Source organism: Pseudomonas sp. NFACC02 (assembly GCF_900110765.1).
GTDB lineage: Bacteria > Pseudomonadota > Gammaproteobacteria > Pseudomonadales > Pseudomonadaceae > Aquipseudomonas.
Genome location: NZ_FOEO01000039.1, coordinates 13,006 through 36,836 on the forward strand (window position 1 = coordinate 13,006; position 23,831 = coordinate 36,836).

Here is a 23,831-nt window from a genome sequence, read left to right on the forward strand (position 1 = left end):
TACACCCCCTCCCCTTCGCTAACCGACCTGCAGCCCCAATGATCAACGATGCCAGAGAAATCCACTTTCCTGACGCCAAAAAAATACGCCAGAAACAGCTGAAAACCCAGCGCAGTGCTCCGTTGAAGACGCTGGAGCGACCACGCCCAAATCTGCAGCAGATGCGTTTCATCGATACCTGCCCAACCAGTAATGTTGGCAACTTGTACTCGTGAGCCTTCCACTTCCTGACCAACGGCCTACACAGAATTCCTAATTCAGAGCAACATGCAGTCGCTGGTTTCGCTCGGCATCTGGGGAAATTTCCCACGAGAACAATTGACATTTCGCTGAGATCAATTAATCTCCGACGACGGAATTGCCACCAGTGCGCCACTAAGTTGTGCAGTACCAGTGATGAGTTGATCGGATAGTCACTCCCGATCACTGCTGTCAGCTCGGGATAAGAAGGAAACTTATTGAGTGCAGTCGCAAACATTAGACGGCCTGAAAATTACGTCCCGCGTAACGCTCCTGGAGCCGGGGATGTACATTTTTCGTTACGCCTCGCAGCCCATAGCAGAAAGAAGTGTCTGCATCGCCTTGCAGCAAGCGCCGCTCGGTAAAGGCGTGATCGACTTCTTCCCGGCTGAAGGCGTATCAAAGAATATGCTCACCAAGCTGGGCGACTGCGTCATTGGTCGTGTGAAAAGTGGTGTCGCGACCGTTCTGATCACCGAATATTATCTTGCCGACATGCAAGTCGACCCCGTCGACTTACGTATCGACCGCATCGACACGTCTGCGGCGATCATGCGTAACTTCATGCCTGCCAGCGCTGCCCCCGAAGCAGTAGCCTTTTCCCATACCGCACCTGTCCGAGCGGTACTCAAGCTGACTGGCCATATTGAAAATCAAGGGGATGTGTCCGTGGTAGATGGTTGCCTGGGCAATGAGCGAGATGCTGCCCGCCTGGAAGGTTTCTCGATTACTTGGGAAAACAAACCGTCTGGTGTGGACCTTGCCTACACCAGCACTATCGCTGGCGCCGGCCCCAGTCAAAAAGTTCTTACCGGAAGCTTTACCGGGGCTCGCAATAAGAGTGCTTCGCTTGTGGCTGTCGGCTTTGGCCTGACCGGTCCCGACCGCTCCCATTACGAATTGACCGGCTATGTAGTGTTTGCTGGATCAGCGCCACAAGCCATCGTCAACGAACAAATGCTTTTTGGACCCAGCGGGACTGAACCCCTGGTCGCAATACAGCTCTCAATTACTCCCAAAAACGAGATCAACGCTCTCCGCCATAAGTCTCTCAGGGAAAAACCTGCGATTACGCAGACAGATAGCAACATAGGCCAAATGGCCTGACACATCAGGAATTAGACTCATGGCACTGCAATATGATGCACCAACCACCGCGGCAGCTCTGACCGCAGAACTGCAAAGCAACCCAGCAATCTCCGCTACTACCCTGGCAGCCATCAGCTCCCTGCTGAACCTGGATGCATCGGGCACTGAAGTGTCGGTAGCTTCCTACAACGCGATCACCGGTGAAGTGACTGGCCAAGACGGCGTGACTCCAGATGTCGTGACTATCTCGACTGACGCACCGACCTTTGCGCGTGCAGCTGCAACTCCTCAAGTCGACGTCAACCTGACTCCAGTAGCTGACGCTTCTGTTTTCGTCATCAGCGGCGACCAAGGCGTTAACGCTACCCTGAACACTGTTGCAGGTTCGGACAAAGTCATCGTTGGCGGCAACGGTAACGACACCATCACCGTGACTGGCGACGCCAACGTCACCGTTGAAGGCGGCGACGGCAACGACGTCATCACCACTGCAGGCGGCAACGACACCGTAATCGGCGGCGCTGGCGTTAACTTCATTTCTACCGGTGCAGGCAACGACACCATCATCACCGGTGCTGGCATTGCTAACACTATTGATGCTGGCGAAGGCTTCGACACCGTTCAGATCGGCGGCGCACGTGCTGACTTCCAGATTTCGCAGTCCGGCTCGACTCTGGTACTGAACGGCGATGATCAGACCACCAGCGTTACCCACGCTGAATTCCTGAGCTTCACCGACGGCGCTACTGTTGCCATCGCTGACAACGCTGAAGATGCTGCAGTTCTGCGTCTGTACGAAGGCCTGCTGGGTCGCGACGCCGATCAAGCCGGTGCTGAGTTCTTCACCACTGCTCATGACAACGGTGCAACCTCCGCTCAGCTGGCTGAAGTCTTCGTCAACTCGGCCGAATACAAAGATGTTGTCGTCGACAGCTACATCGACGATCTGTACAACAATCTGCTGGGCCGCACCACTGGTGCTGACCAGGCCGGTCAGGACTTCTGGTCCAATGCAGTTGCCAATGGCCTGAGCCTGTCGGATCTGGCTGTGCAGTTGGCTGCATCGACCGAAGGTCAAGCTGCTACTAGCTCTGACACTGCTTTCGTCAAAGGCCTGTATGAAGCTGCACTGGGCCGCAACGCCGACGATACTGGTCTGGACTTCTGGGTCAATGCTCTGTCGAACGGCAATACCCGTGAAGACATCGCTTCGGGCATCATCAACTCGAGCGAGGCTTCCAGCCACTCCAATGTCGAGTTCGTGAACTCGCTGTACACCAACGCGCTGGGTCGTGACAACGACGCAAACGACGTTGGCGGCAAAGCGTTCTGGCTGACCGCGCTGGAAAACGGTGCTTCGCACGCCCAGGTTGCTATCGACATCGTCGGTTCGCCTGATGCACAAGCTCACGTCACCAACGTTGTAGTGGTTCCAGGCTCGGTTTAATCGACCGCTTCTGAACCAGCCCGATCACCTCCAGCCGTAAGGCTGGGGGTTTTCAAAAAGGGGCTCCCTCGCGGGCGCCCCTCTTTATTTATTTGCGAATCACCCAATGGCCACTTCTATCCAACCCAGCCTCGAGCCGGGGACGCTCATGGATCGATTTCATCTTGCCCGGCAAGCCGGCGAGCTGGAACAGGCCATTTTTTTTCTGAATAAAGCGCTGCACACGCCCGAATACCGCGCTGAAGCCCTGATCTGGAAGGGCATAGACGCGATGCAGCAACAACAGCCTCATGAAGCGTTTCTGTACCTGAGCGCCGCCGCCGCTGGCCTTCCTAACCGCTCGGATATCCAGGCGCTGATTGGCCGTGCTGTATCGAACCTCGGCCAACCCGGACTCGCCACACGACTGCTCACCGCGGCCTGGAAACTGAACCCTACCGACAGCGTTCTGCGCTCAATGCTGTGGCAGTTACGCAGCCAGACCGAACGGCCGGAAAACCTGCGTCGCTCACTTCTTTCAAGGCTTCCAGAGATTACCGACGCCCAAGAGCTTCAGCTGGTAGTCGGGCTCCTGAACAAACAACCCGGTGCTCCTCTGCTGCTTGGCGTCAGTCGATACGATGCCGAACGCCGTGAAGTCTCTGGCTGGGCCCTTAACCTGCGCTCGCCTGGCAGCAGGGTCCAGGTGTACCTCGAGTCAGGTGCGACCCAGTACGTTTGCACGGCTGAGCACGCCGATCCTTTGCTGACGCAAGCGGGGCTCGCTTCGAATCAGGGCGCATTCCGCGTGCAGATCAACGACCCGGCGCCCACCCTGCACATCCGTTATGAAGATGGCACGCCGCTCATCGGCAGTCCGCTGTCCAACCTTCCGACCTTCGTCCCACCTCCTCCTGTTGGTAAACAAGCGGGACGCCAAGAACCGGTCGACATCCTCGTTCCCGTGTATGACGGTCTTGAAGAAACCCTTGAATGCCTCAACAGCGTTATTGGCAGCCGAGCGTTGAACCGCACTGCTCACCGCCTGGTGGTGCTGGACGATGCAACGCCCAACCCGGCTCTACGCCGCGCGCTGGCCGACCTTGCGGCCAAAGGCGACATCGTCCACATCGAGCAGGCTACCAACCTGGGCTTCATTCGAAACGTTAACCGCGGCATGGCGCTCCACCCGGAACGAGACGTTGTGTGGCTCAATGCCGACACCCGTGTGCACGGGAACTGGCTTGATCGCCTGCGGGCAGTGGCGTACAGCGCCAAAGACATCGCATCGGTTACGCCCTTCACCAATAACGGCGAGCTGATGAGTTTCCCGGTCAGCCGTGTCAGCCACACAATGCCCACGGCCGAACAACAGGCGGTGCTGGACGAACTGGCGCTCACCATCGACAGCCCTCCCGTGGAGATCGAGACGGGATGTGGCTTCTGCCTCTACATCAAGCGCCAGGCCATCGACGAGGTCGGGTATCTGGACGAGGTAGAACTGCTGCGGGGCTACGGCGAAGAAACCGACTGGTGCCTTAGAGCGCGCTCCCTCGGATGGCGTCATATGGGCGCGCCCAGTGTCTTCGTTGCCCACCAAGGAGGCGTTTCCTTCGGCGAGGAAAAGGTTCTGCGAGTGGCCCATAACAATGCCATTCTCAAGCGCCGCTATCCGACAGCCTCCGCACGGTATCAACATTTCTGTCTGCGAGACCCGCTCCAGCCCTCCCGAGAGGCCCTTCAACGAGCCAGACTGCACTGGCTGGCAACGGAGATGGCGGCCTCCCCACGCAATGCGAAGCCTCTGCAAGACTTCAAGCAATTGCAAGTCCACTGCGGGGCACCATTCCAGGCTCCGCTGAGTTTGCACTGGAAACAGGAAGGCGCCCGTACCGTGGTCACGCTGCACGCCGAATTGAAGCCGTTTGCGCTGAATATCGAATACCGTCTGCCGGGCGACGCCGAGCGCATGAGCGACGACCTGAAGACACTCAACCTCAAAGAGATCGTGTATCGGCAATTGTCGGGGTGCCCCGCAGACGTGCTGGACCTGGCGACGAAGCTCGAAAAACCCTACCGCATTGTTTGCCGGGACAACGAGTTGCTCAGGTCCGCACCCTCTCGCGACTGGAACGCATTTGTCAGCCAGGCCACGAGCCTTTATGTGCCGTGGAAGGCACTCCGCAAGCCTTACGCCGAGGCGTTCCCAGGCGCGGCGATTGTCATTGATCGCCACACGCTCAAACCGGCTCGCCCCGACAAGCGGCCTCCACGCGTGCTGATGATTGCAGACGAGCTGACCAACGCCGATCTGGCCCGCCTATGGATCGAACTGGGCCGGCGAATCACGCGCGACCACCTCAAACTCACACTGCTCGCGCCGGGTGACAGCCCTTGGCTCAAGACGCTGCTGGCAACTGGCGCAGTTCATGCTTTGCCTCAAGTCCAGGGACTTGAGCCGGCCGACTGTGCCTCACTCGCAGGCTGCACAGGTGCGTTGAGCCTGGAGGCGAATCCTGGCGCTGGCTGGAAAGCGCCAGCAATGGCCGCATTGCTGAGAGTGTCGCTGTACGCAGTACCTGGAGCGATCAGCCAGGAGGCGGGAGCCCTTTCGATGAAACTACTTCCTTTTTCTCTGAGCCCGGTCTGATGTCAGAAGAAGTCCTATCAAAGCCTGCTAACAGCAGCCAGATCAGCTCCACCCCATTGCGCGGCACAATTACCGGTCTTTACGGCGATGTCCTGCAAGGCTGGGCAATGGACCTATCCAGACCGAGCGAGCGGCTGGTCATTGAGGTCATGGTGGATGGCGCATGCGTCAGCCTTGTTCGCGCTGATCATTTTGAGCCAAACGCCGACAGTGGTGACCAGTTTCATGGCTTTGGCGTACAGCTCAGGCGCACCTGGCTTGAAGGTGCGCAACACATCAGTGCTCGGGTGGCCAATCAGGACTGCGTCCTGGCAGGCGACCTCAAGATGCCGCCGCCGCCCCCCACAGTCCCGGCGGCGATCGCCTCGCAAGTCTGGCACAGCGGCGGCCTGCGACTCAGTGGTTGGTCGTTCGACCCGGATGCACAGCACCGTCATGTTCAGGTCACTGTCCGCGAAGACGACCGCGTAATCGCCCAGGCATCGTGCGACACCCATCATCAGGCGTTGGTGTATCGCTCGACGAGCGATCATGGCTTCACAATCGATCTGCCTTGGGAACTGGCAGACGGCAAGCCGCACACCTTGCACATAGAAAACGACATGGGCCACCCGCTTTCCGGCAGCCCCATCAAACTGTGCTGCTGGCCAGAAGGGCTGGAAGGCCTGCTTAAACAGCATGACCAGCATGGCCCAGACGAGCAAACGCTGGCGTTGCTGACTGAGGTCGCAAAGGAACAGACCGTCCGTTTCCCCAAAAGCGCAGGTTTTCACCATTACCCGCAGTGGTTCGAGGTCTTCCAGCACACCCCTGCGCGTAATCTCGAACCGCAGAAGACCAACGTCGGTCTGTTGCTGCTCAGTGAGGGCGACATGACGTTGGAAGGCGTCACACTCGCCAGCCTGCGGGGCAACAAAGCGACACCGCACAAGATCGTCAGAACGACTGCCGACAACCTGCTGCCCGCGCTCCAGGAATTGCTGGAAGCAGGCTGCGACAGCGTTGTCCCTGTAAAAGCAGGCGACCATCTGGCAAGCCAGGCGCTGGACCACCTCACCGGGTTGCTGGATGACAACGTCGCGTGGGGCTATGCAGACTGCGACCGCGACGGCCCGCAAGGTGAGCGCGAATACCCTTGGTTAAAGCCGGTATGGGACCTGGACCTGTTCATCGGTGCAGACATCTTTACCCCCGGTGCAATTTTCAGCGTGGAGATCATCGAGGCCGCCCTCTCCTTGCTCGCGCCTGGCAACGACCTGCAATCATTGAACTGGGATTTCTTCGTCGCCGGCATCGCGCTCGCCACGGAAAAGCTCCAGGCAACCGTCGTGCACTTGCCTCAGGTCGTTTACCACCGTGATCACCGGGCGCCGGCCAGCCCGGAGCACGCATGGCCGTCGATGGACCGCCATCAAGCGGTTGCCTGGCTGTGTCAGAGCCTGGTGCCCGGCACAACGGTCAGGGCGTTGCCACACTTCCCGGCATTGCTTCGGGCACACTGGCCACTCCCACTCACCCTGCCCCGCATCAGTCTGGTCGTGCCGACTCGCGATCAGGTCGGCCTGCTGCGCACGTGCATCGAAGGTCTGTTGAATACGGATTACCCACACCTCGAAATCATCGTTGTGGATAACCAGTCAACCGATCCAGAGACCCTGGAGTACCTGCAGTACTTGCCGACACAAGGCGTAAAAGTGCTGCCGCACCCGCACCCGTTCAATTATTCGACCATCAATAACCGCGCCGTTGAGCATGCTTCCGGCGAGATCATTGGTCTGGTCAATAACGACATCGAGATCATCGAAACCCACTGGCTGAAAGAAATGCTCAGCCAACTGCTGCGCGACAACGTCGGTGCCGTGGGAGCGAAGCTTCTGTGGCCCAACCGCATGGTCCAGCACGGCGGCGTCGTCGTGGGGATTAACGGGCTGGCGGCCCATGCCGGTAACAACCTCGAAGAGCATGACGCAGGTTATTTGGCCACCAACCAACTCACCCGCCGACAAAGCGCGGTGACAGCCGCGTGCCTGCTCATGCGCAAATCAGTCTTTGAAGCGCTCGGCGGTCTCGACGAAAAAGCGTTTCCCGTTGCGTTCAATGACGTCGACCTCTGCCTGCGTATTCAGGAAGCCGGAATGCACCTGGTCTGGACAGCATTTGCGAAGCTGATTCACGCCGAGTCGGCGAGCCGGGGCAAAGACATCAGCGCGGAAAAACAAGCCAGAGCGCGCCGAGAACAACAAGGCTTCATCGAAAGATGGTCGCTGGACGGACAGATTGACCCTTACTACCACCCCGCACTGAGTCATGACTATTTGAGTGGGGCTTATGGAGGGTTAGCGATGCCATTTCAATACACCACACCAAGATAACCGAGCAAGAGAACGTAATCGCCCAAACCGCGCCAGTAATATAAAGGAGATGAACAATGAACATAACAGTCGTAGGGACTGGATACGTAGGCCTGTCCAATGCGGTGCTACTAGCGCAGCATAACGACGTTGTGGCGCTGGACATCGTAAAAACTAGAGTAGATATGTTAAATGATCGAGTTTCAGCGATCAGCGACCCTGAACTAGAAGATTTTTTGAAAAACAAAAAATTATCGCTGTATGCAACAGTTGATGCCGAAGAAGCATTCAAGAAATCGGATTACGTGATCATTGCAACGCCGACCGACTACGATCCGAAGACGAATTACTTCAACACTCAAAGTGTTGAAATGGTAATCAGCAATGTGATGAGAATACGACCCTCAGCGTCGATCGTGATCAAGTCCACTGTTCCGGTGGGTTTTACAGAAAGAGTAAAACTTGAATATGGTTGTAACAGCATCTTCTTCTCCCCAGAATTTCTAAGAGAAGGACGAGCGTTATTCGACAATCTTAATCCGTCTAGAATCATTGTCGGGGATGAAGGTGAATGCGGAAAAGTTTTCGCAGACTTGCTGGTGCAGGGGGCACACAAGAAAGACGTCCCTGTACTTCAAACAGCATCCACAGAAGCTGAAGCGATAAAGCTCTTTTCCAATACATATCTCGCGATGCGAATCGCTTATTTCAATGAGCTCGACAGTTACGCCGAGCATCTTGGAATAAACTCAAAAAAAATCATAGAGGGGGTTGGACTCGACCCTAGAATTGGCGATCACTACAGAAACCCTTCTTTCGGCTATGGTGGATACTGCCTCCCCAAAGATACTAAGCAACTATTAGCCAATTATTCGTCGGTGCCCAACAACCTGATAAAAGCGATTGTAGAATCAAACACAACGAGAAAAGACTTCATCGCCGACTCAATCATGAAACTGGAAGCCAAAACTGTAGGAATTTACCGTCTTATTATGAAGTCCGGCTCGGACAACTATCGCTCTTCGTCTGTACAGGGTGTAATGAAACGGCTGAAGTCCAAAGGAATAGAAATAATTGTGTACGAGCCCGTATTGGAAGAAGACAGCTTCTTTAATTCGCCGGTCATTAAAAATCTTGCTGAGTTCAAAGAAAGGGCAGACGTCATCGTAGCTAATCGGACCACCGCCGAAATAATGGATGTCATGAACAAAGTTTATACCAGAGATTTATTTGGCAGCGACTAGCAACTCCTTTCAAAGATATTTTCATCTAATCCAATTTAAGTCAATCATGAACATCCTTAGCATGATAGACGCAAACAGTTCAGCAGGAACGGAAATGGCCACACAAAGCGAAGTCGAATATTACTGCAAAAAACTTGTCGAAGAAAGTGGGGCATTCGACAAGACCCACTATGCACTTGAAGTAGGTCACGAGCTCGACGACCCTATACTGCACTATATAACGAAGGGCTGGAAGCTTGGATTCAACCCTCATCCATGTTTCGACACGGAGTATTATCTCAGTGAGCACTCGGACGTATCTGAGTCCAAAATACATCCATTTATTCACTATCTGCTGTACGGAGCGGTAGAGAATAGGGAGACCAGCCCTTTATTCTCGGTCAGAGCGTATCGCGAGTCGAATCCGGAGATTGAACAGCTTGGCGTCAATCCTCTAAGCTATTTTTCGAAGAAGAATAAAAACCGTGACCGCCGCAATCTGAATCAAATCCCCGAGGTTACTAAAGCAGGCGATCTGGAAAATGTACTCGAGCTAATTCCAGAATCTAACTTTAACGAAGCGTGGTACCTCGAAAACAATCCGGATGTTGCCAAAGCTGGACTTAGAGCATACGATCACTACGCGAGTCATGGCTTTAAGGAAGGCCGGCCTGCGATCACGAAAACAAAGCGCTTCATTCAATTTGCCGAAATTGATGCCGAAGGTGAAAGAAACATAAGGGAGACGATCAGCAAATGGGGAAGACACCCTCTTATTTCGATTATTCTCCCTGTATATAACACGAAGAAAGAGTGGCTAATTCAATGCCTGGACTCGGTTGTTGCTCAAATTTACCCTCACTGGCAGTTGTGCGTATGTGATGATGCTTCCACACTTCCGCATATAAAAGAGGTGCTCGAAGACTATAAGTCTAAAGACGCAAGAATTAGAGTAATTTATAGAGAGAGCAACGGCTTTGTTGCGGCGGCGTCTAATGATGCCATCACGATCGCAACAGGAGACTACATCGCGCTATTGGATCACGATGACAAATTGGAAAAACAAGCGACATTTAGGCTGGCTCTTTCTGCCATACAGGATATGCCGGATGTCATATACTCGGACGAAATCATTACTACAGAAAATATTAACGAAATTTTAAACCATGCGTTTAGACCTTCCTACTCTAGAGAGTTGTACCTGTCCCACCCGTACTTTGTCCATTTCGTAGCGATTAAAAAAAGCATTATTGATACCATCGGAGGCTTCGATGAATCCCTTCGAATTTCGCAAGATTATGACCTGATACTTCGTGCGCTCGAGCACGCAAAGGTTGTTGCACACATTCCCGAAGCTCTCTACCGCTGGCGCACACACTCCATTTCAAGCGGTCATCAATCTCAAAAAGACGTAATGACGCTCTCTACGAGAATCCTACAGAAACACCTTGATAGAACAGGTGTCAAAGCTGTTGTCGAGCCGTCGCCTTTTTTCAACTTTTTCAACACTCGATACCCGCTAAACCCTGAAATCAATGTAGCAATAATTATACCCACTAAAAACCAGGGTAGTATTCTTCAACAGTGCGTGCAGAGTATCGAATCGACAGTAAAGGGTGTTAGATACTCAATTATAATTGTGAACCACGACTCAACCGAACCAGAAACCCTCGACTATTTCTCATCAATAGGACACAAGCACACTGTACTACCCTACTCTGGCGAGTTTAACTTTTCCACAATCAATAACTTCGCGATAAAAAGTATTGAGGGGGATTACACTCACTACCTTCTTTGCAACAACGATATCGAGGCAATCGAACCCGGGTGGCTAGAACGCATGCTTGAGTTGGGCCAACAAAGTGATGTAGGTGTCGTGGGTGCAAAACTTTATTATCCAGATGGGGACCATATACAGCACGCTGGGGTCTGCTTAGGTCTATACGGAGCGGCTGAACATTACGGTAAGTTTATGAATAAAGCGCTTACCGAAGACAAGCTCCACCCCGGGTATCTTGGCAGCCTTATTGCCACTCGTGAAATGTCATCGGTCACTGCCGCGTGTGCGCTGGTTCGTCGCGATGCATTCGAGGCTGCGGGAGGATTCGACGAGATGCTTAAAGTCGGTTTTGGAGACGTAGATCTTTGCCTGCGTATTAAAAGATTAGGTTACAGAATTATTTTCTGCCCGCATGCAGAGTTGATTCATCATGAGTCTTATTCACGGGGCAAATCGACCACTGATCCGCACTTGGAAGACAGCGCATTTTTCCAAGCGCGATGGGGCGAATACATTAAGAATGGCGATGAGTTCTATAACGTCAACTTATCTGTATTCTCTACTACATGGCAAGTTGAGTTCAAGAAAAACTTCCCTGAAAAGTACCATGGAAAGTATCTTGAAATCTTTAAATCCCGACCAACCCTTATAACAAAAAAATACAATTGATGGAAGACTTGATGAAAAGGCCAAGCAACTTAGCAATTATCGCAATTTTCAAGAATGAAGCGCCGTATATTCTTGAATGGCTCTCACACCACATTAATATTGGCGTAGATTTCTTTTATATCGCCGACAATGAAAGCAACGATGGGACATCGGAGCTGCTTGCAGCCCTCGATAGCATGAATTTGATTAGGCACATTAAATTCCCAACACCAAAAGACTCTCCTCCTCAATTGCCAGCCTATGAAAAGCTGATGCGTGAGTACGGAAATATGCATGAATGGTGTGCATTCATCGACGCCGATGAATTTATCGTCCCACAAGGCTCTGACACATTGGATTCGATGCTGTCTCGCCATTCTGAGGATCCAGCTATCGGCGGAATTGCTCTCAACTGGGCAGTCTATGGTTCGTCTAATTTACAGACGTACAGCGGCGAACTAGTTATGGAGCGGTTTACCCAGCGAGGCGATAAAACGATAACACTGAATAAGCATTTCAAATCAATTGTCCGCTCCAACGCTTTTAAAGCGACTGCTGGAAACCCTCACTCCTTCAAACTTAATGATGGCTTCTACTACGTGCACACAGATGGGAAGCCCGTTTCCAACTTAGTTGATGCCGTGGATGGGCTTAGTAAAGGAGTGTGCTGGGACTACTTTCGACTCAACCACTATGTGGTTAAATCGTACGAAGAATTTATCAATAAGAAAAACCGGGGTAGGGCTACAAAACCGGCAGTCTCTGTCGAGAACCGGAATCAGAGCTTTTTCTTGGAACATGATGTGAACGATGTGACTGAGCTTCCCAACCGAGAAATTCTGGAGGCTACCCTAGTAAAAATGCATGAGATTAAGGAGAGACTCACCGAAGCTTTTGGGCCAACAATACTTGAACATGGAAAGTTTGTTTTGAACAATCTGATCCATGGCCATCACGACATCTCGGAAGTAGTGGGCGATGTTATTCAAATCCGCGGATGGGCGTTTAGTACTGACTACAAAAAGACTTCTTACTCGCTAACTTATAAGCAAACAATGCTAATTATCGAGGAAGTTCGCGAGGTTGACCGGCCGGATGTCAAACACGCCTATCCAGATGCCCCAATTAACTCTGGATTCGTAATCACTGCACGCAAACCGCCAGCCTTGCAGGATATTGACCCATCTATCCTGGAGGTAACCGTATCGGTTGGTGCCAAATCTGTGCAACTTAGAAAAGATTAAACTCACTGCAGTACAGCTCACGGTGTTGATCTGTACTGCATCCTGAATGCTTGGTTATTTATCCACGCCAAGCGAAATAGATATCCTAGGGCCTATCTGGTTGAGTGCCGACTTAAACAACTCCCAAGCCTCTACGTTGGACCTATTGAAATAGAAGTCACCACCGGGCGCTGCACCTGCATACAAAGTCCCATGTTTAATTGAGAAAAGACCACCTTCTCGGGCTTGCTTTACGAACAAAAAGTTTTTTTCGGCCGCATTGACAGTTTCAACCGCCCTGACTTTGCCGCCAGTGTGTATCAGTCTCTTTATAGAATGATTAATGAGAACAGCTAAAACTTCGCCACCCTCATACTCAGAAAAGAAGATTGGAACTATCCAGCTTTTCATTCTCAAATCCGTCGTCTTACCGTGACGAATGATTTGCTGCTCAGCATCGTATAGCAGACAGGTATCTTGGTGGCTTTGGATAAGATCTGCTTCGAATATCTCAAAGGCAATTGGTGCTTCTAGCTTCCTGAAATCTTGTTGGGGATCGCTTGAAAACCTTACATCAAAGCCAGCCCTTAACGGTACCCAAGGTTTTGCACGGGAAACGTCAGGTCTATCAGAGCGGGTCCAATGAAGCTTTTCAGAAGATGATGCTCCCTGAACTCCGAATCGCATCTCTGAATAAGCCCACTTGGAATACGCCCATCCAGATATTGTAATTAAGCCATTGTCCAACCTTACAACATCAACACTATAGTCTATAGTCTGCGGCTCTGAAACCATTTTAGCTAAAGGCTGAACGGTACAGCCTTGAAACAGCTGCTGAATCAATCGATTATTTGAATATTCGATATCGACTGCCAGATCCAAGCAACGCTGGTAGCGGTCCAAAACTGTCTTCCTTGCGATGTTGATCTCATCGGAAATCCGACCATCTGCGAACATACCGTCTAGTGAACTTTTGTAATTCTTTACCTCTTCATCCGCAAAAGACAAATGCACAACTGGGCCTTGGTAGAAGTTGTAACCGTGACGATTGAGTTTAAAGTCTGATGGACCACGGGTTTTGCTGTCGGGATTACCCCGAACCAGAGCCGCAAGATATTCAACCTCAGACCTATAAAGCCGATGGATGATAAAAGCATCTAGTAGCGAGTCTATTGCCAAGTTGTGAAACTGCGGAGCGTTTTTTTGGGCAATAAAAGTTGTCCCATCGGCCATACAATGATTTGAGCCACCTTTGAACGCAGGAGTATGAATTCTCATCTCCTGCAAATCACTAATCTTGCTCAACGTCTTCAAATGTGAACTCATAAACGACTGAAACTGAGATGACATTGGTTGAAATGGGGATGCCTGACCTAGCTCGCAGACCCAGTTAAAAGAGACTGAGCCTTGAATTTTTTTGTCATTCAGAAAATCATGAATACTTGACTTGAAATCCCTAGGTGTCCAGAATTCGTCCACATCAATGAATAGAATATGAGTATAACCCTCTTCTACGGCTTTTGCACATGACTGCGCGTATGCAATTTCTTGCATCCTTATACTGATTGAAGGCGAGCATAGATCCAGCCAATCGCAGGAAGAATAGCTAAATTTATCAAAATTACTTGCCAACTCCTCGAGTACCGCAATCGAGTTGTCAGTGGTCCTATTGACAACGACTTCGACACCATCGAAACCAAAATAAAGATGGTGAAATACCCACTCATGCAGGTAAGCCGCCTCATCCTTTGCGATTGCAATTGCTTTTATCTTCCGCAGCTCGTTCATAGCTACCTTGCCTGCACTTGAAATGGCAAAGACTATATCGAGTCATAAACAATTGGAATAGCATTAATGGTAAGAAGGGGCTAATCGGTATTGGTAGCGCCATCACTCCGTCATGATACGCGATAGCCGTATACCGCAAAAATTCGCCGCAGGGCGCTGTTATGCCTACACACGACGCGAGAGCGGAGGGTACCAAGATCTACATGTCGGCGCTTCCGCTCCGTACGCCTAGCATCACGGGCTAACTCATAGCACTGCCTTAGCTAGAGTGAGCCTAATCCTAAGCCTCGTTCTCTGATATCCTCTGCTCCTCATTAAATCCGGTGACCTGCACCTGTTATAGGGGCTCTGAGCACGCTGCTAACCGATTAAATAGCTTGCTCCCCGATCAAATCATCTGAATCACCTGTTCGTCGGAAAGGATCGATACATGGAATTGATACCCGTAATTCTCTCTGGCGGCGTTGGCAGCCGGCTGTGGCCCGTGTCTCGCGAGGCCCATCCCAAGCCGTTCATGACGCTGCCGGACGGCCAAAACCTGATTCAGAAAACCTTCCTGCGAGCGTCTGCGCTGGAAGGTGTTTCGCAAGTACTGACGGTCACAAATCGCGATCTGCTGTTCAAGACCGAGGACGAATACCGTTCCGTTAACAAAGCCGGACTGGCCCAGGGCTACATTCTTGAACCATTTGGCCGCAACACGGCTGCCGCGGTGGCCATGGCAGCGCTGCAGATCAAGGCGCTGCAGGGTTCCGACGCTCACATGCTTGTTCTGGCGGCGGATCATCTGATTCAGGATGAGAAGGCGTTTGGCGCGGCTGTTTCCAAGGCGGTGGAGCTGTCCGAACAGGGCTGGCTGGTCACCTTCGGGATCCAGCCGCAATATCCTGAAACAGGATTCGGTTATATCGAGGCGGGTGGTTCGGCTGGCCAGGAAGGCGGTTTGAAAGTTGCGCGTTTCGTTGAAAAGCCTGATCTGGCCACTGCGCAGTCCTATGTCGCGGCCGGAAACTATTTCTGGAACTCGGGCATGTTCTGTTTCAAAGTCGAAACAGTATTGGCGCAGTTTGCCGAACACGCTCCGGACGTACTGGAAGCGGCGGCGGCTTCACTGGCCAGTTCTCGCTTGACCAAAGGCAATGCCTATCATTGCCTCGCCGTTGATGCCGACTCGTTTGCAAACGTTCCTGATATCTCGATCGACTATGCGTTGATGGAGCGCTCGAACAAGGTCGCTACCGTTCCTTGCGACATTGGCTGGAGCGATATCGGCTCCTGGAATGCAGTCAGTGAGCTAACCGCTCAGGACGATGACGGCAACCGATTCGAAGGCGAAGTCCTGTCACACGGTTCGCGCAACAACTATGTGAACTCAGAAGAGCGCCTGACTGCACTGGTGGGTGTCGAAGACCTGCTGGTCGTCGACACCGCCGACGCGTTGATGATCGCGCATAAGGATCATGCGCAGGATGTGAAGCACATCGTCACGCAGCTGAAGAAGTCGGGGCACACCCTGCATCAACTGCATCAGACGGTCCACCGCCCGTGGGGCACCTATACCACGCTGGAAAACGGTGAGCGGTTCAAGATCAAGCGCATCGTCGTCAAGCCGAAAGCGTCGCTCTCCCTGCAAATGCACCACCACCGTAGCGAGCACTGGATTGTGGTCAGCGGCATGGCGGTCGTGGTCAATGACGATCAGGAGCTGATGCTCAACACCAACGAGTCGACATTTATTCGTGCCGGCCACAGGCATCGTTTGAGCAATCCTGGTGTCATAGACCTGGTGCTGATCGAGGTGCAGAGCGGTGACTATCTTGGCGAGGACGATATTGTTCGCTTCGAGGACGTCTACGGCCGCGCTGGCGCTTGATCGAGCACCTGTCAGGGCGCTGATCTCGTTTGGGACTATTAATGCACCGGCCTTGGCCCCTGCAACTGAAACGTATGGGACGAGGCTTGGTGCGGTGGGCTGAAATGCCGTAGGACGGCACATGGCTGGCCAGGGCTCGGATTTGTAGGCTCAATTACAAGCCCGCTTGCATTCGGCACAGCGGGCTGTTTTTTCTTGATCTGGTCAGGACAGGCTGGCGTTCTCACCAACAAGAACCCATTCGCCGGATTAGCGCACACCATCAAACACGCCATCGAGGGTCACTCATGTTCGGCATGTTGAAAGGGCTTTGGGACTACCGAAGCTTTATTGTTACATCTATCAAAAACGAATTCGTCGCTCGCTTCGTGCGTAGCAAACTGGGCGGACTGTGGATGATCATCCACCCGCTGTCGCAAGTCGCCATTTATGCTCTGATCCTTTCCAACGTCCTGGCGGCCAAGCTTCCTGGAATCGATAACAAATACGCTTATGCGCTGTACCTGATGGCGGGTATTTTGGCCTGGAACCTGTTCTCCGAGGTTGTCTCACGCTGCTTGAGCATCTTCATCGAGCAAGGCAATCTGATGAAGAAGATGCGCTTCCCGCGCATCGCCCTGCCAGTGATCGTACTGGGCTCATGCTTGCTGAATAATTTGCTGCTGTTCGTTGCGGTGCTGGTCGTGTTCGCGTTGCTTGGTCATATGCCGACGATGCAAATGTTCTGGCTGATTCCTCTCACTGTCGCGGTGACCGCGCTTGCCTTGGGACTCGGTCTCGTTCTTGGCGTTCTTAACGTCTTCGTGCGAGACATAGGCCAGATCGTGCCGATCATTCTGCAAGTGTGGTTTTGGTTCACGCCTATCGTGTACTCGGCGAACATCATCCCTGAAGACTTGCGCTCCTATATGGTCTGGAACCCGATGTACTCGATCGTCACCGCCTATCACGATGTGCTGGTGTATCAAGTACCTCCCCAGACCCAGGAAATTGCCGTAACTGCGGCGGTATCGGTGGGATTGATGTTGCTGGGCCTGTTTATGTTTCGCCGCGCGGCGCCTGAAATGGTGGATTCCCTATGAGCCTGTTGACTGTCAGCAACTTGGGCAAAGCTTACCGGGTCTACAATTCAGAGTGGAAGCGAATCGCCAGCTGGTTTTACGTGCCAGCCAAGGCGAGTCAGGAGCACTGGGTATTACGCGACGTTAATTTTTCGATCGAGCCAGGCGAAGCAATCGGCATCGTTGGCCAGAACGGCGCAGGTAAATCAACCCTTCTGAAAATGATCACTGGCACACTACAGCCGACCGAAGGTTCGATCGAAGTCAATGGACGAATCGCTGCCATTCTGGAGCTCGGCATGGGTTTCAACCCCGAGCTGACTGGACGTCAGAACGTGTATCACGCTGCAGGCCTGATGGGTTTCCACAACCATCAGATCGATGAGGTCATCAAAGATATCGAGGCGTTCGCAGAGATCGGGGAGTACTTTGATGAAAGTGTTCGCACCTACTCCAGCGGCATGCAGATGCGAGTCGCCTTCTCCGTAGCCACGGCGTTTCGTCCGGACATACTGATCGTGGATGAGGCGCTTTCCGTCGGCGACAGTTATTTCCAGCACAAGAGTTTTGGGCGGATCAAAGAGTTTCAGGAACTCGGGACGACACTGATCATCGTTTCCCATGACCGTGGGTCAATTCAAGCGCTCTGTGATCGGGCCATTCTGCTGGATGAAGGCGGAATCGTTAAGGACGGACCTCCGGAAGAGGTCATGGACTTCTATAACGCGATTCTTGCCGATAAAGAGAACGCCACCGTTGAGGTGAAATCACTCAACGATGGAGCCAAGCAAACTCGATCTGGCAGCCGTAAAGCCACAATCGAAAGCGTCACGCTTTATGACAAATCCGGCGAGCCGGTGGAATTTGTCGGTGTCGGAGATGAGGTGACCCTGCGGATTGAAACTCATGTTCACCACCCCCTCCCAGAGCTGGTGGTCGGCTATGTCATCAAAGACCGCTTGGGGCAGAACGTTTTTGGCACCAACACCCACCATCTGAACTGCAAGTCAATAGACGTGCAGGCCGGAGCAAGACCTGCCTGGAATTTCAAGTTCTCTGCAAACCTGGGCGTGGGTTCCTATTCTGTCGCTGTGGCACTGCATGCTTCGGATAACCATATCGCCGAAAACTTTGAATGGCTGGACCTCGCCTTGGTGTTCAACGTCGTCAACATCGGACAGAGCACCTTTGTAGGTTTGACATGGATGCCGCCCATCGTCGAGGTCGATCATCGATCCGCTTGAAGGGCTTAGCCCCCCGCCCTTCTCAGGTGGGGGACGTACTGGGGCCGGCGCCTCGTTTTCAATAGAACAGCTGGCAGTACAGCTTGTAAATCAGGGTATGTGAGTGAGCGAATTTTACAGAGCATTTGAAGACAAGCACCGTGGATCCAGAGAGTTGATCCTTGAACGACTGGCAGTCTACAAACCCTACATCGAAAAAATTCGAGAATGTTGGGACCTGGAGGTGACAGACCTCGGTTGCGGCAGGGGCGAATGGCTGGAGTTGCTGACCTCGTTGCAGGTCCGCTGTCATGGGGTGGACCTCGACGATGAAATGCTGGCCTCGTGCAAGAAGCGAGGCTTGGCGGTTTCACACAGCGACGCTATCAGCTACCTCAAGCAACTGCCGGATGCGACCCAAATGGCGGTGACCGCTTTCCATCTGGTCGAACACATTCCTTTCCAACAGCTGCAGACGTTGGTTCAGGAAGCGAAGCGCGTGCTGGTCCCAGGTGGACTTCTGATACTGGAGACCCCGAATCCGGAGAATCTGACAGTCGGCACCTGCAACTTCTATATGGATCCCACCCACGTTAATCCTCTGCCGCCCCTCCTACTGCAGTTCCTGCCGGATTACTACGGCTACGCTCGCTCAACGATCCTACGATTACAAGAGCCTGCACCCCTCTCAGAGATGAACGATGTCACTCTGTCGCAAGTGCTCCGCGGAGTCAGCCCGGACTACGCAGTGGTTGCGCAGACCCCTGCGCAAGGCGCATCCGAGCCACAACTAGATCAATTATTCGACGATAAAATCGGCGTTGATCTTGACGGCGTTGCTGCGGTTTTCGACCGTAAGATTGGTGAAATGCAAGCGCAAAGCTGGGCAGCAAACCACGCAGTCAACACCCTGCAGGAAAGCATGGCGTCTATGCAGATGTCGCTGAAAATTCAGCTCAACAGCGTTGAGCTTGAAAACAGAACGCTGCGCACTGAGAACTCGAAACTGCGAACCGAGTTTGTCGAACAGCAGAGACTCATCACTCACGTCGCTTGGCAATGCAACCATCAGGAGCAGCTATTAAAGGAGATGGCTGCGCGACTAGAGGCCAGTGCCGGTCGTATGCATGCGCTCAGTGTACTCATTCCTCGTCGCCTGGTTTCAACTGCCCATTATCTGCGTGCACAAAGGAACATGCTGGTCCGTGACGGCGCGAAAGCACGTGCGAAATCGATCACACGGAAGGTTGTTTTCTATTCGATCCGAAAACTTTCGCGATACGAAGGCATTAAGAAGTCAGGAATCGTTGTGCTTAAAAAAGTGGGCGCTTACGACTTCCTGCGCTCTCGCCTTGTGTTGCGGGATATCCCGCTGTTCCACCCGGACGTCGAAACATCGGTGAGCATCGGCACTGAAAACCTCTCTCCACATGCACGCACAGTGCTGGCAAAACTCAAACTCGCGGAAAAGACTCGGGGCGGGATTTAAATAATGCGTATTGTGATCGACCTGCAAGGTGCCCAGACCGAAAGCCGCTTCCGTGGTATCGGCAGATACAGCCTTTCGCTGGCACTGGCGATAGTGCGTAACAGAGGTGAACACGATGTTCATCTCGTACTGAATGGTCTTCTTTCCGAAACCATCGAGTCCATTCAGTCGGCGTTCGCCGGCCTGCTGCCCTCCGAAAACATTCACGTATGGTATGCGCCAGGTCCCGTGTCAGAGATTCACGAAGGGAATCTGGAGCGCCGTAAAGCGGCTGAACTCATACGCGAAGGATTTATTGCAAGCCTGAAGCCCGACATTATTCATGTGTCGTCGCTCATAGAGGGCTATCTTGATGATGCAGTGACGAGCATTGGTCGCTTCGATACGAAAACGCCTGTAAGCGTCTCTCACTATGACCTGATTCCTTTACTCAACCCCGCGCAGTATCTGAACGCGAGCCCGAGTTACAAGCAGCATTACATGGGCAAAATCGACGCTCTTCAACGAGCATCTCTTGTACTGTCGATTTCTGAGTTTTCCCGAGCGGAAGGTGTTGAATATCTGTCAGTGGACGAGTCGAACTCGGTCAACGTGTCGACGGCGATCGACGACGTGTTCCAGCCGCACACGATCTCGCCAGACCACGCTGCGATTTTTCTTCAGAACCTGGGCATCAGTAAATCCTATGTGTTCTATACCGGTGGAGCAGACGACCGAAAAAACCTGACGCGTCTTGTGCACGCTTTCGCAAAACTCCCTGAGGCTGTCCGTAACAGGCACCAGTTGGTTTTCGCTGGGAAAATCCCCGTCAGCCATTCGAACAATCTGATTGCCGAGGGCTGTGCGAAGGGCTTGCAACCCGAAGACTTGATTTTTCTAGGCTATGTCGACGAGCAGCAACTGGTCACCCTCTATAACCTTTGCCGGGTTTTCGTATTTCCTTCCTGGCATGAAGGCTTCGGATTGCCGCCTCTTGAGGCTATGGCATGTGGCGCCGCAGCGATCGGGTCGCGAGCCTCCAGCATCCCCGAAGTACTAGGTTGGGATGAGGCGTTATTTGATCCGTACGACGTTGGGGCCATCAGCGCCAAAATGCTTCAGGCCATTGATGACGAAGCGTTCAGAACAGCGCTCATTGCACATGGCATAAAGCAGGCCAAATTGTTTACCTGGGATCATTCGGCCCAGACCGCTATCAATGCGTTCGAGCATTATCTGGCTGAGCGGAAACCGGCTGCGCCGGTCTCCAAAGGGCTGCACAGGAAGCGTCTCGCCTTCGTATCACCCATGCCGCCGGAACGCACTGGTATTGCAGGATACTCTGCCGAACTCCTCCCCGAGCTCTACAAACACTATGACATAGACCTGGTGGTCAACCAGAACTCGGTGAAGGACGAGTGGGCACTGAAGAATTGCGCAATCCGTGACCCGCAGTGGCTGCTGGACAATGCCGGCACGGTGGATCGCGTGATCTACCAGATGGGCAATTCGACGTTTCATCTGCACATGCTTGAACTCATGAGGCTGGTGCCTGGCGTCGTAGTGCTTCACGACTTCTACACCAGCGGGCTCAAATCCTATCTTCAAGACACCAAGATGAGTCCGAATGCCTGGGATGAAGCGCTTTACTACTCACACGGCTACAGCGCCCTGATTGAGAAATATCAGCACGCGAATGACGACGACATTCGGGTCAAGTACCCGACGAATCTTGAAATATTTCAACAAGCACATGGCGTTATCTTTCACTCTAACTTTGCCAAGGAGCTTGGCCAGCACTGGTATGGCGAACGTCTGGCCGCAAAGTGCGACCTGATCCCGCTGCTTCGACAACCGGCGCCCGCCAGTGATCGGGGTGCAGCCAAGAAACTAGCGGGCCTGGACGCTGACGATCTGGTTGTGTGCAGCTTTGGCTTCCTGGACCCGACCAAGCTGAATGATCTTCTTCTGGAAGCGTGGGTTGACTCGGAACTGGCAAAAGACCCGCGATGCAAGCTGGTCTTCGTCGGTGATATCGATAATCCTCCTTACCGGGAAAAATTGGATCAACTCATTTCAAAAGCCGCGCACCCCGCCAATATCAAGATCACGGGATGGGTCGATTCGGCTACCTACAATGGTTATCTGGCTGCTACCGACATCGCCGTGCAACTGCGGGGTAATTCGAGGGGCGAGACATCCGCTGCGGTCTTGGACTGTATGAACTACGGTGCTGCGGTCATTGCTAATGCTAATGGCTCGTTTGCCGAACTCGACAGCGATGCCACGATCATGCTGCAGGATAAATTCGAGGTTGCCGAGCTCCAGCAGGCACTTGAACTTATGAGAAGCAACCAGCCGATGCGAGAGAAAGTCGCAGCAAAAGGCCTGGAGGTGATTCGCACCCGACACTCACCTGAGAATTGCGCGAACTTGTATTTCGACTCTGTTGAACGACATTACGTAAATAATCGGTACAGTCTTGACGCTTTGCTTCGGCGGGTTTTCGATAACGCAAGCGACGATTACCTTCGCGAACATAACGTTCGTCTTGCGGACTGCCTCTCGCAGAACTTCCCGCTTGAGAGGTCTTACAAGACCGTCTATCTGGACATCACGGCTACTCACGTAACTACTTTGAGAACCGGAATTGAAAGGGTAGCAATGGCCGTCATGATGGCACTGTTGAAAAAGACCCTGCCGTCGGTCCGTTTTGAGCCGGTGTATCTCTGCAAAACCAATGATGTTTGGGGATACAAAACCGCAACGTCCTTCACGCTGGAATGCATCGGCGCACCCGCTTTACTCAACGATGAGGTTGTAGTACCTCAAAAGGGTGACACGGTATTGACTCTGGATTGGTCTGGCAGTCTCGTTCAGGCCTATGAATCCGGCTATTTTTCACATCTCATGAACAACGGCGTAAAAATTTACGCAACCGTGTTCGACCTTTTGCCGGTGCTGCTGCCCAAGCGTTTCCCACCGCAAGCTGAGGTGCCGTCACAACGATGGTTGCAGACTACCGCGATGCTTAACGGCGTCGTCTGTATTTCAAAATCCGTCGCAGCGGAATACAACGCGTGGTCGGAATCACAAGAAATGCGCGCGAAAGGGTTCACGGTTGACTGGTTTCATCTGGGTGCGGATCTGAAAAGCGCTCACATTGACCAAGGCAAGGCTGAAAAACTAGATGAGGCTGTGATCAGCAAACTCGGCGCCAAACCCACGTTTCTGATGGTTGGAACTATCGAACCTCGCAAGGGGCACATCGACGTGGTCAACGCGTTCACCGAGCTGTGGGAGGCCGGGGTCGATGTCGAACTTGTGATCGTCGGAAAAGAGGGTTGGAAAAACGTCGAGGCTGCAGACCGACGGAATCTTCCTGAGATCGTCGCCACATTGAATAACCATCCTGAGAAAGGCCATCATCTGACATGGCTATCGGACGTCAATGATGCGACGCTGGAAGCGATCTACGCACGAGCTTCATGCTTGATATTCGCAAGCGAGGGCGAGGGATTCGGTCTGCCTATTGTCGAAGCTGCCCAGAAAAATCTGCCGATCATTGCCAGAGATTTACCTGTCTTCAAAGAGATCGCAGGGCCGCATGCCTATTATTTCTCGAGTAATAACAAGAACGAACTGGTCACATGCATCAACAGTTGGCTGGCGCTTTATGCGGCGGGGGAACACCCTAAATCAGAAGCGATAGGCTGCCTCTCTTGGGAGCAAAGCGCCGACCGATTGCTTGAAATTATTTTGTAAGGAAGCTATGAAACCGCAGGGGG

At 52.7% G+C, this 23,831-nt stretch carries 13 protein-coding genes; 12 read left to right on the forward strand and 1 reads right to left on the reverse strand.

Going from position 1 to position 23,831, the window contains the following annotated elements; genetic code table 11:
- Window positions 1-525: 525 nt before the first annotated feature.
- From BMY73_RS22570 to BMY73_RS22600, 7 genes are all read left to right on the forward strand, one after another.
- The gene (locus BMY73_RS22570) at window positions 526-1,347 is read left to right on the forward strand and encodes a hypothetical protein (protein ID WP_175500232.1); all 822 of its coding nucleotides are present in this window, start codon (window positions 526-528) and stop codon (window positions 1,345-1,347) included.
- Between the two features lie 19 nt (window positions 1,348-1,366).
- Complete coding sequence (locus BMY73_RS22575; protein ID WP_092409899.1) at window positions 1,367-2,776, forward strand: DUF4214 domain-containing protein; 1,410 nt, start codon at window positions 1,367-1,369, stop codon at window positions 2,774-2,776.
- A gap of 148 nt (window positions 2,777-2,924) precedes the next feature.
- Window positions 2,925-5,405, forward strand: a complete 2,481-nt coding sequence (locus tag BMY73_RS22580; RefSeq protein ID WP_092409901.1) for a glycosyltransferase family 2 protein — start codon at window positions 2,925-2,927, stop codon at window positions 5,403-5,405.
- Window positions 5,405-7,777, forward strand: a complete 2,373-nt coding sequence (locus tag BMY73_RS22585; RefSeq protein WP_092409903.1) for a glycosyltransferase family 2 protein — start codon at window positions 5,405-5,407, stop codon at window positions 7,775-7,777. The genes BMY73_RS22580 and BMY73_RS22585 overlap by 1 nt, the downstream gene beginning before the upstream one ends.
- 56 nt (window positions 7,778-7,833) lie before the next feature.
- Window positions 7,834-9,000 carry a nucleotide sugar dehydrogenase gene (locus tag BMY73_RS22590; protein WP_092409905.1) on the forward strand — a complete coding sequence of 389 codons (1,167 nt, stop codon included), beginning with the start codon at window positions 7,834-7,836 and terminating at the stop codon, window positions 8,998-9,000.
- Between the two features lie 94 nt (window positions 9,001-9,094).
- Window positions 9,095-11,428, forward strand: coding sequence for a glycosyltransferase family 2 protein (locus BMY73_RS22595; protein ID WP_175500233.1), 2,334 nt, complete (start codon window positions 9,095-9,097; stop codon window positions 11,426-11,428).
- A gap of 11 nt (window positions 11,429-11,439) precedes the next feature.
- A complete protein-coding gene (locus BMY73_RS22600) occupies window positions 11,440-12,651 on the forward strand; it encodes a glycosyltransferase family 2 protein (protein ID WP_175500234.1) in 1,212 nt (403 codons plus the stop codon).
- Window positions 12,652-12,705: 54 nt separating this feature from the next.
- On the opposite strand, the gene BMY73_RS22605 is transcribed toward BMY73_RS22600, so the two are convergent.
- Window positions 12,706-14,418, reverse strand: a complete 1,713-nt coding sequence (locus BMY73_RS22605; RefSeq protein WP_092409911.1) for a glycosyltransferase family 2 protein — start codon at window positions 14,416-14,418, stop codon at window positions 12,706-12,708.
- Between the two features lie 430 nt (window positions 14,419-14,848).
- Here BMY73_RS22605 and BMY73_RS22610 point away from each other — a divergent pair, with 430 nt between their 5' ends.
- From BMY73_RS22610 to BMY73_RS22630, 5 genes are all read left to right on the forward strand, one after another.
- Window positions 14,849-16,291 (forward strand): mannose-1-phosphate guanylyltransferase/mannose-6-phosphate isomerase, encoded by a 1,443-nt coding sequence (locus tag BMY73_RS22610; RefSeq protein WP_092409913.1) that lies wholly within the window; start codon window positions 14,849-14,851, stop codon window positions 16,289-16,291.
- 287 nt (window positions 16,292-16,578) lie between these two features.
- Window positions 16,579-17,373, forward strand: coding sequence for an ABC transporter permease (locus BMY73_RS22615; protein ID WP_092409915.1), 795 nt, complete (start codon window positions 16,579-16,581; stop codon window positions 17,371-17,373).
- On the forward strand, window positions 17,370-18,596 hold the full coding sequence (locus BMY73_RS22620) for an ABC transporter ATP-binding protein (protein ID WP_092409917.1): 1,227 nt from the start codon (window positions 17,370-17,372) through the stop codon (window positions 18,594-18,596). The genes BMY73_RS22615 and BMY73_RS22620 overlap by 4 nt, the downstream gene beginning before the upstream one ends.
- 103 nt (window positions 18,597-18,699) lie before the next feature.
- Entirely contained in the window at window positions 18,700-20,064 is a 1,365-nt protein-coding gene (locus BMY73_RS22625; RefSeq protein ID WP_092409919.1) for a class I SAM-dependent methyltransferase, read from the forward strand.
- A 3-nt stretch (window positions 20,065-20,067) separates the two neighbouring features.
- Complete coding sequence (locus BMY73_RS22630) at window positions 20,068-23,808, forward strand: glycosyltransferase (RefSeq protein WP_092409921.1); 3,741 nt, start codon at window positions 20,068-20,070, stop codon at window positions 23,806-23,808.
- The last annotated feature ends 23 nt before the right edge of the window (window positions 23,809-23,831 follow it).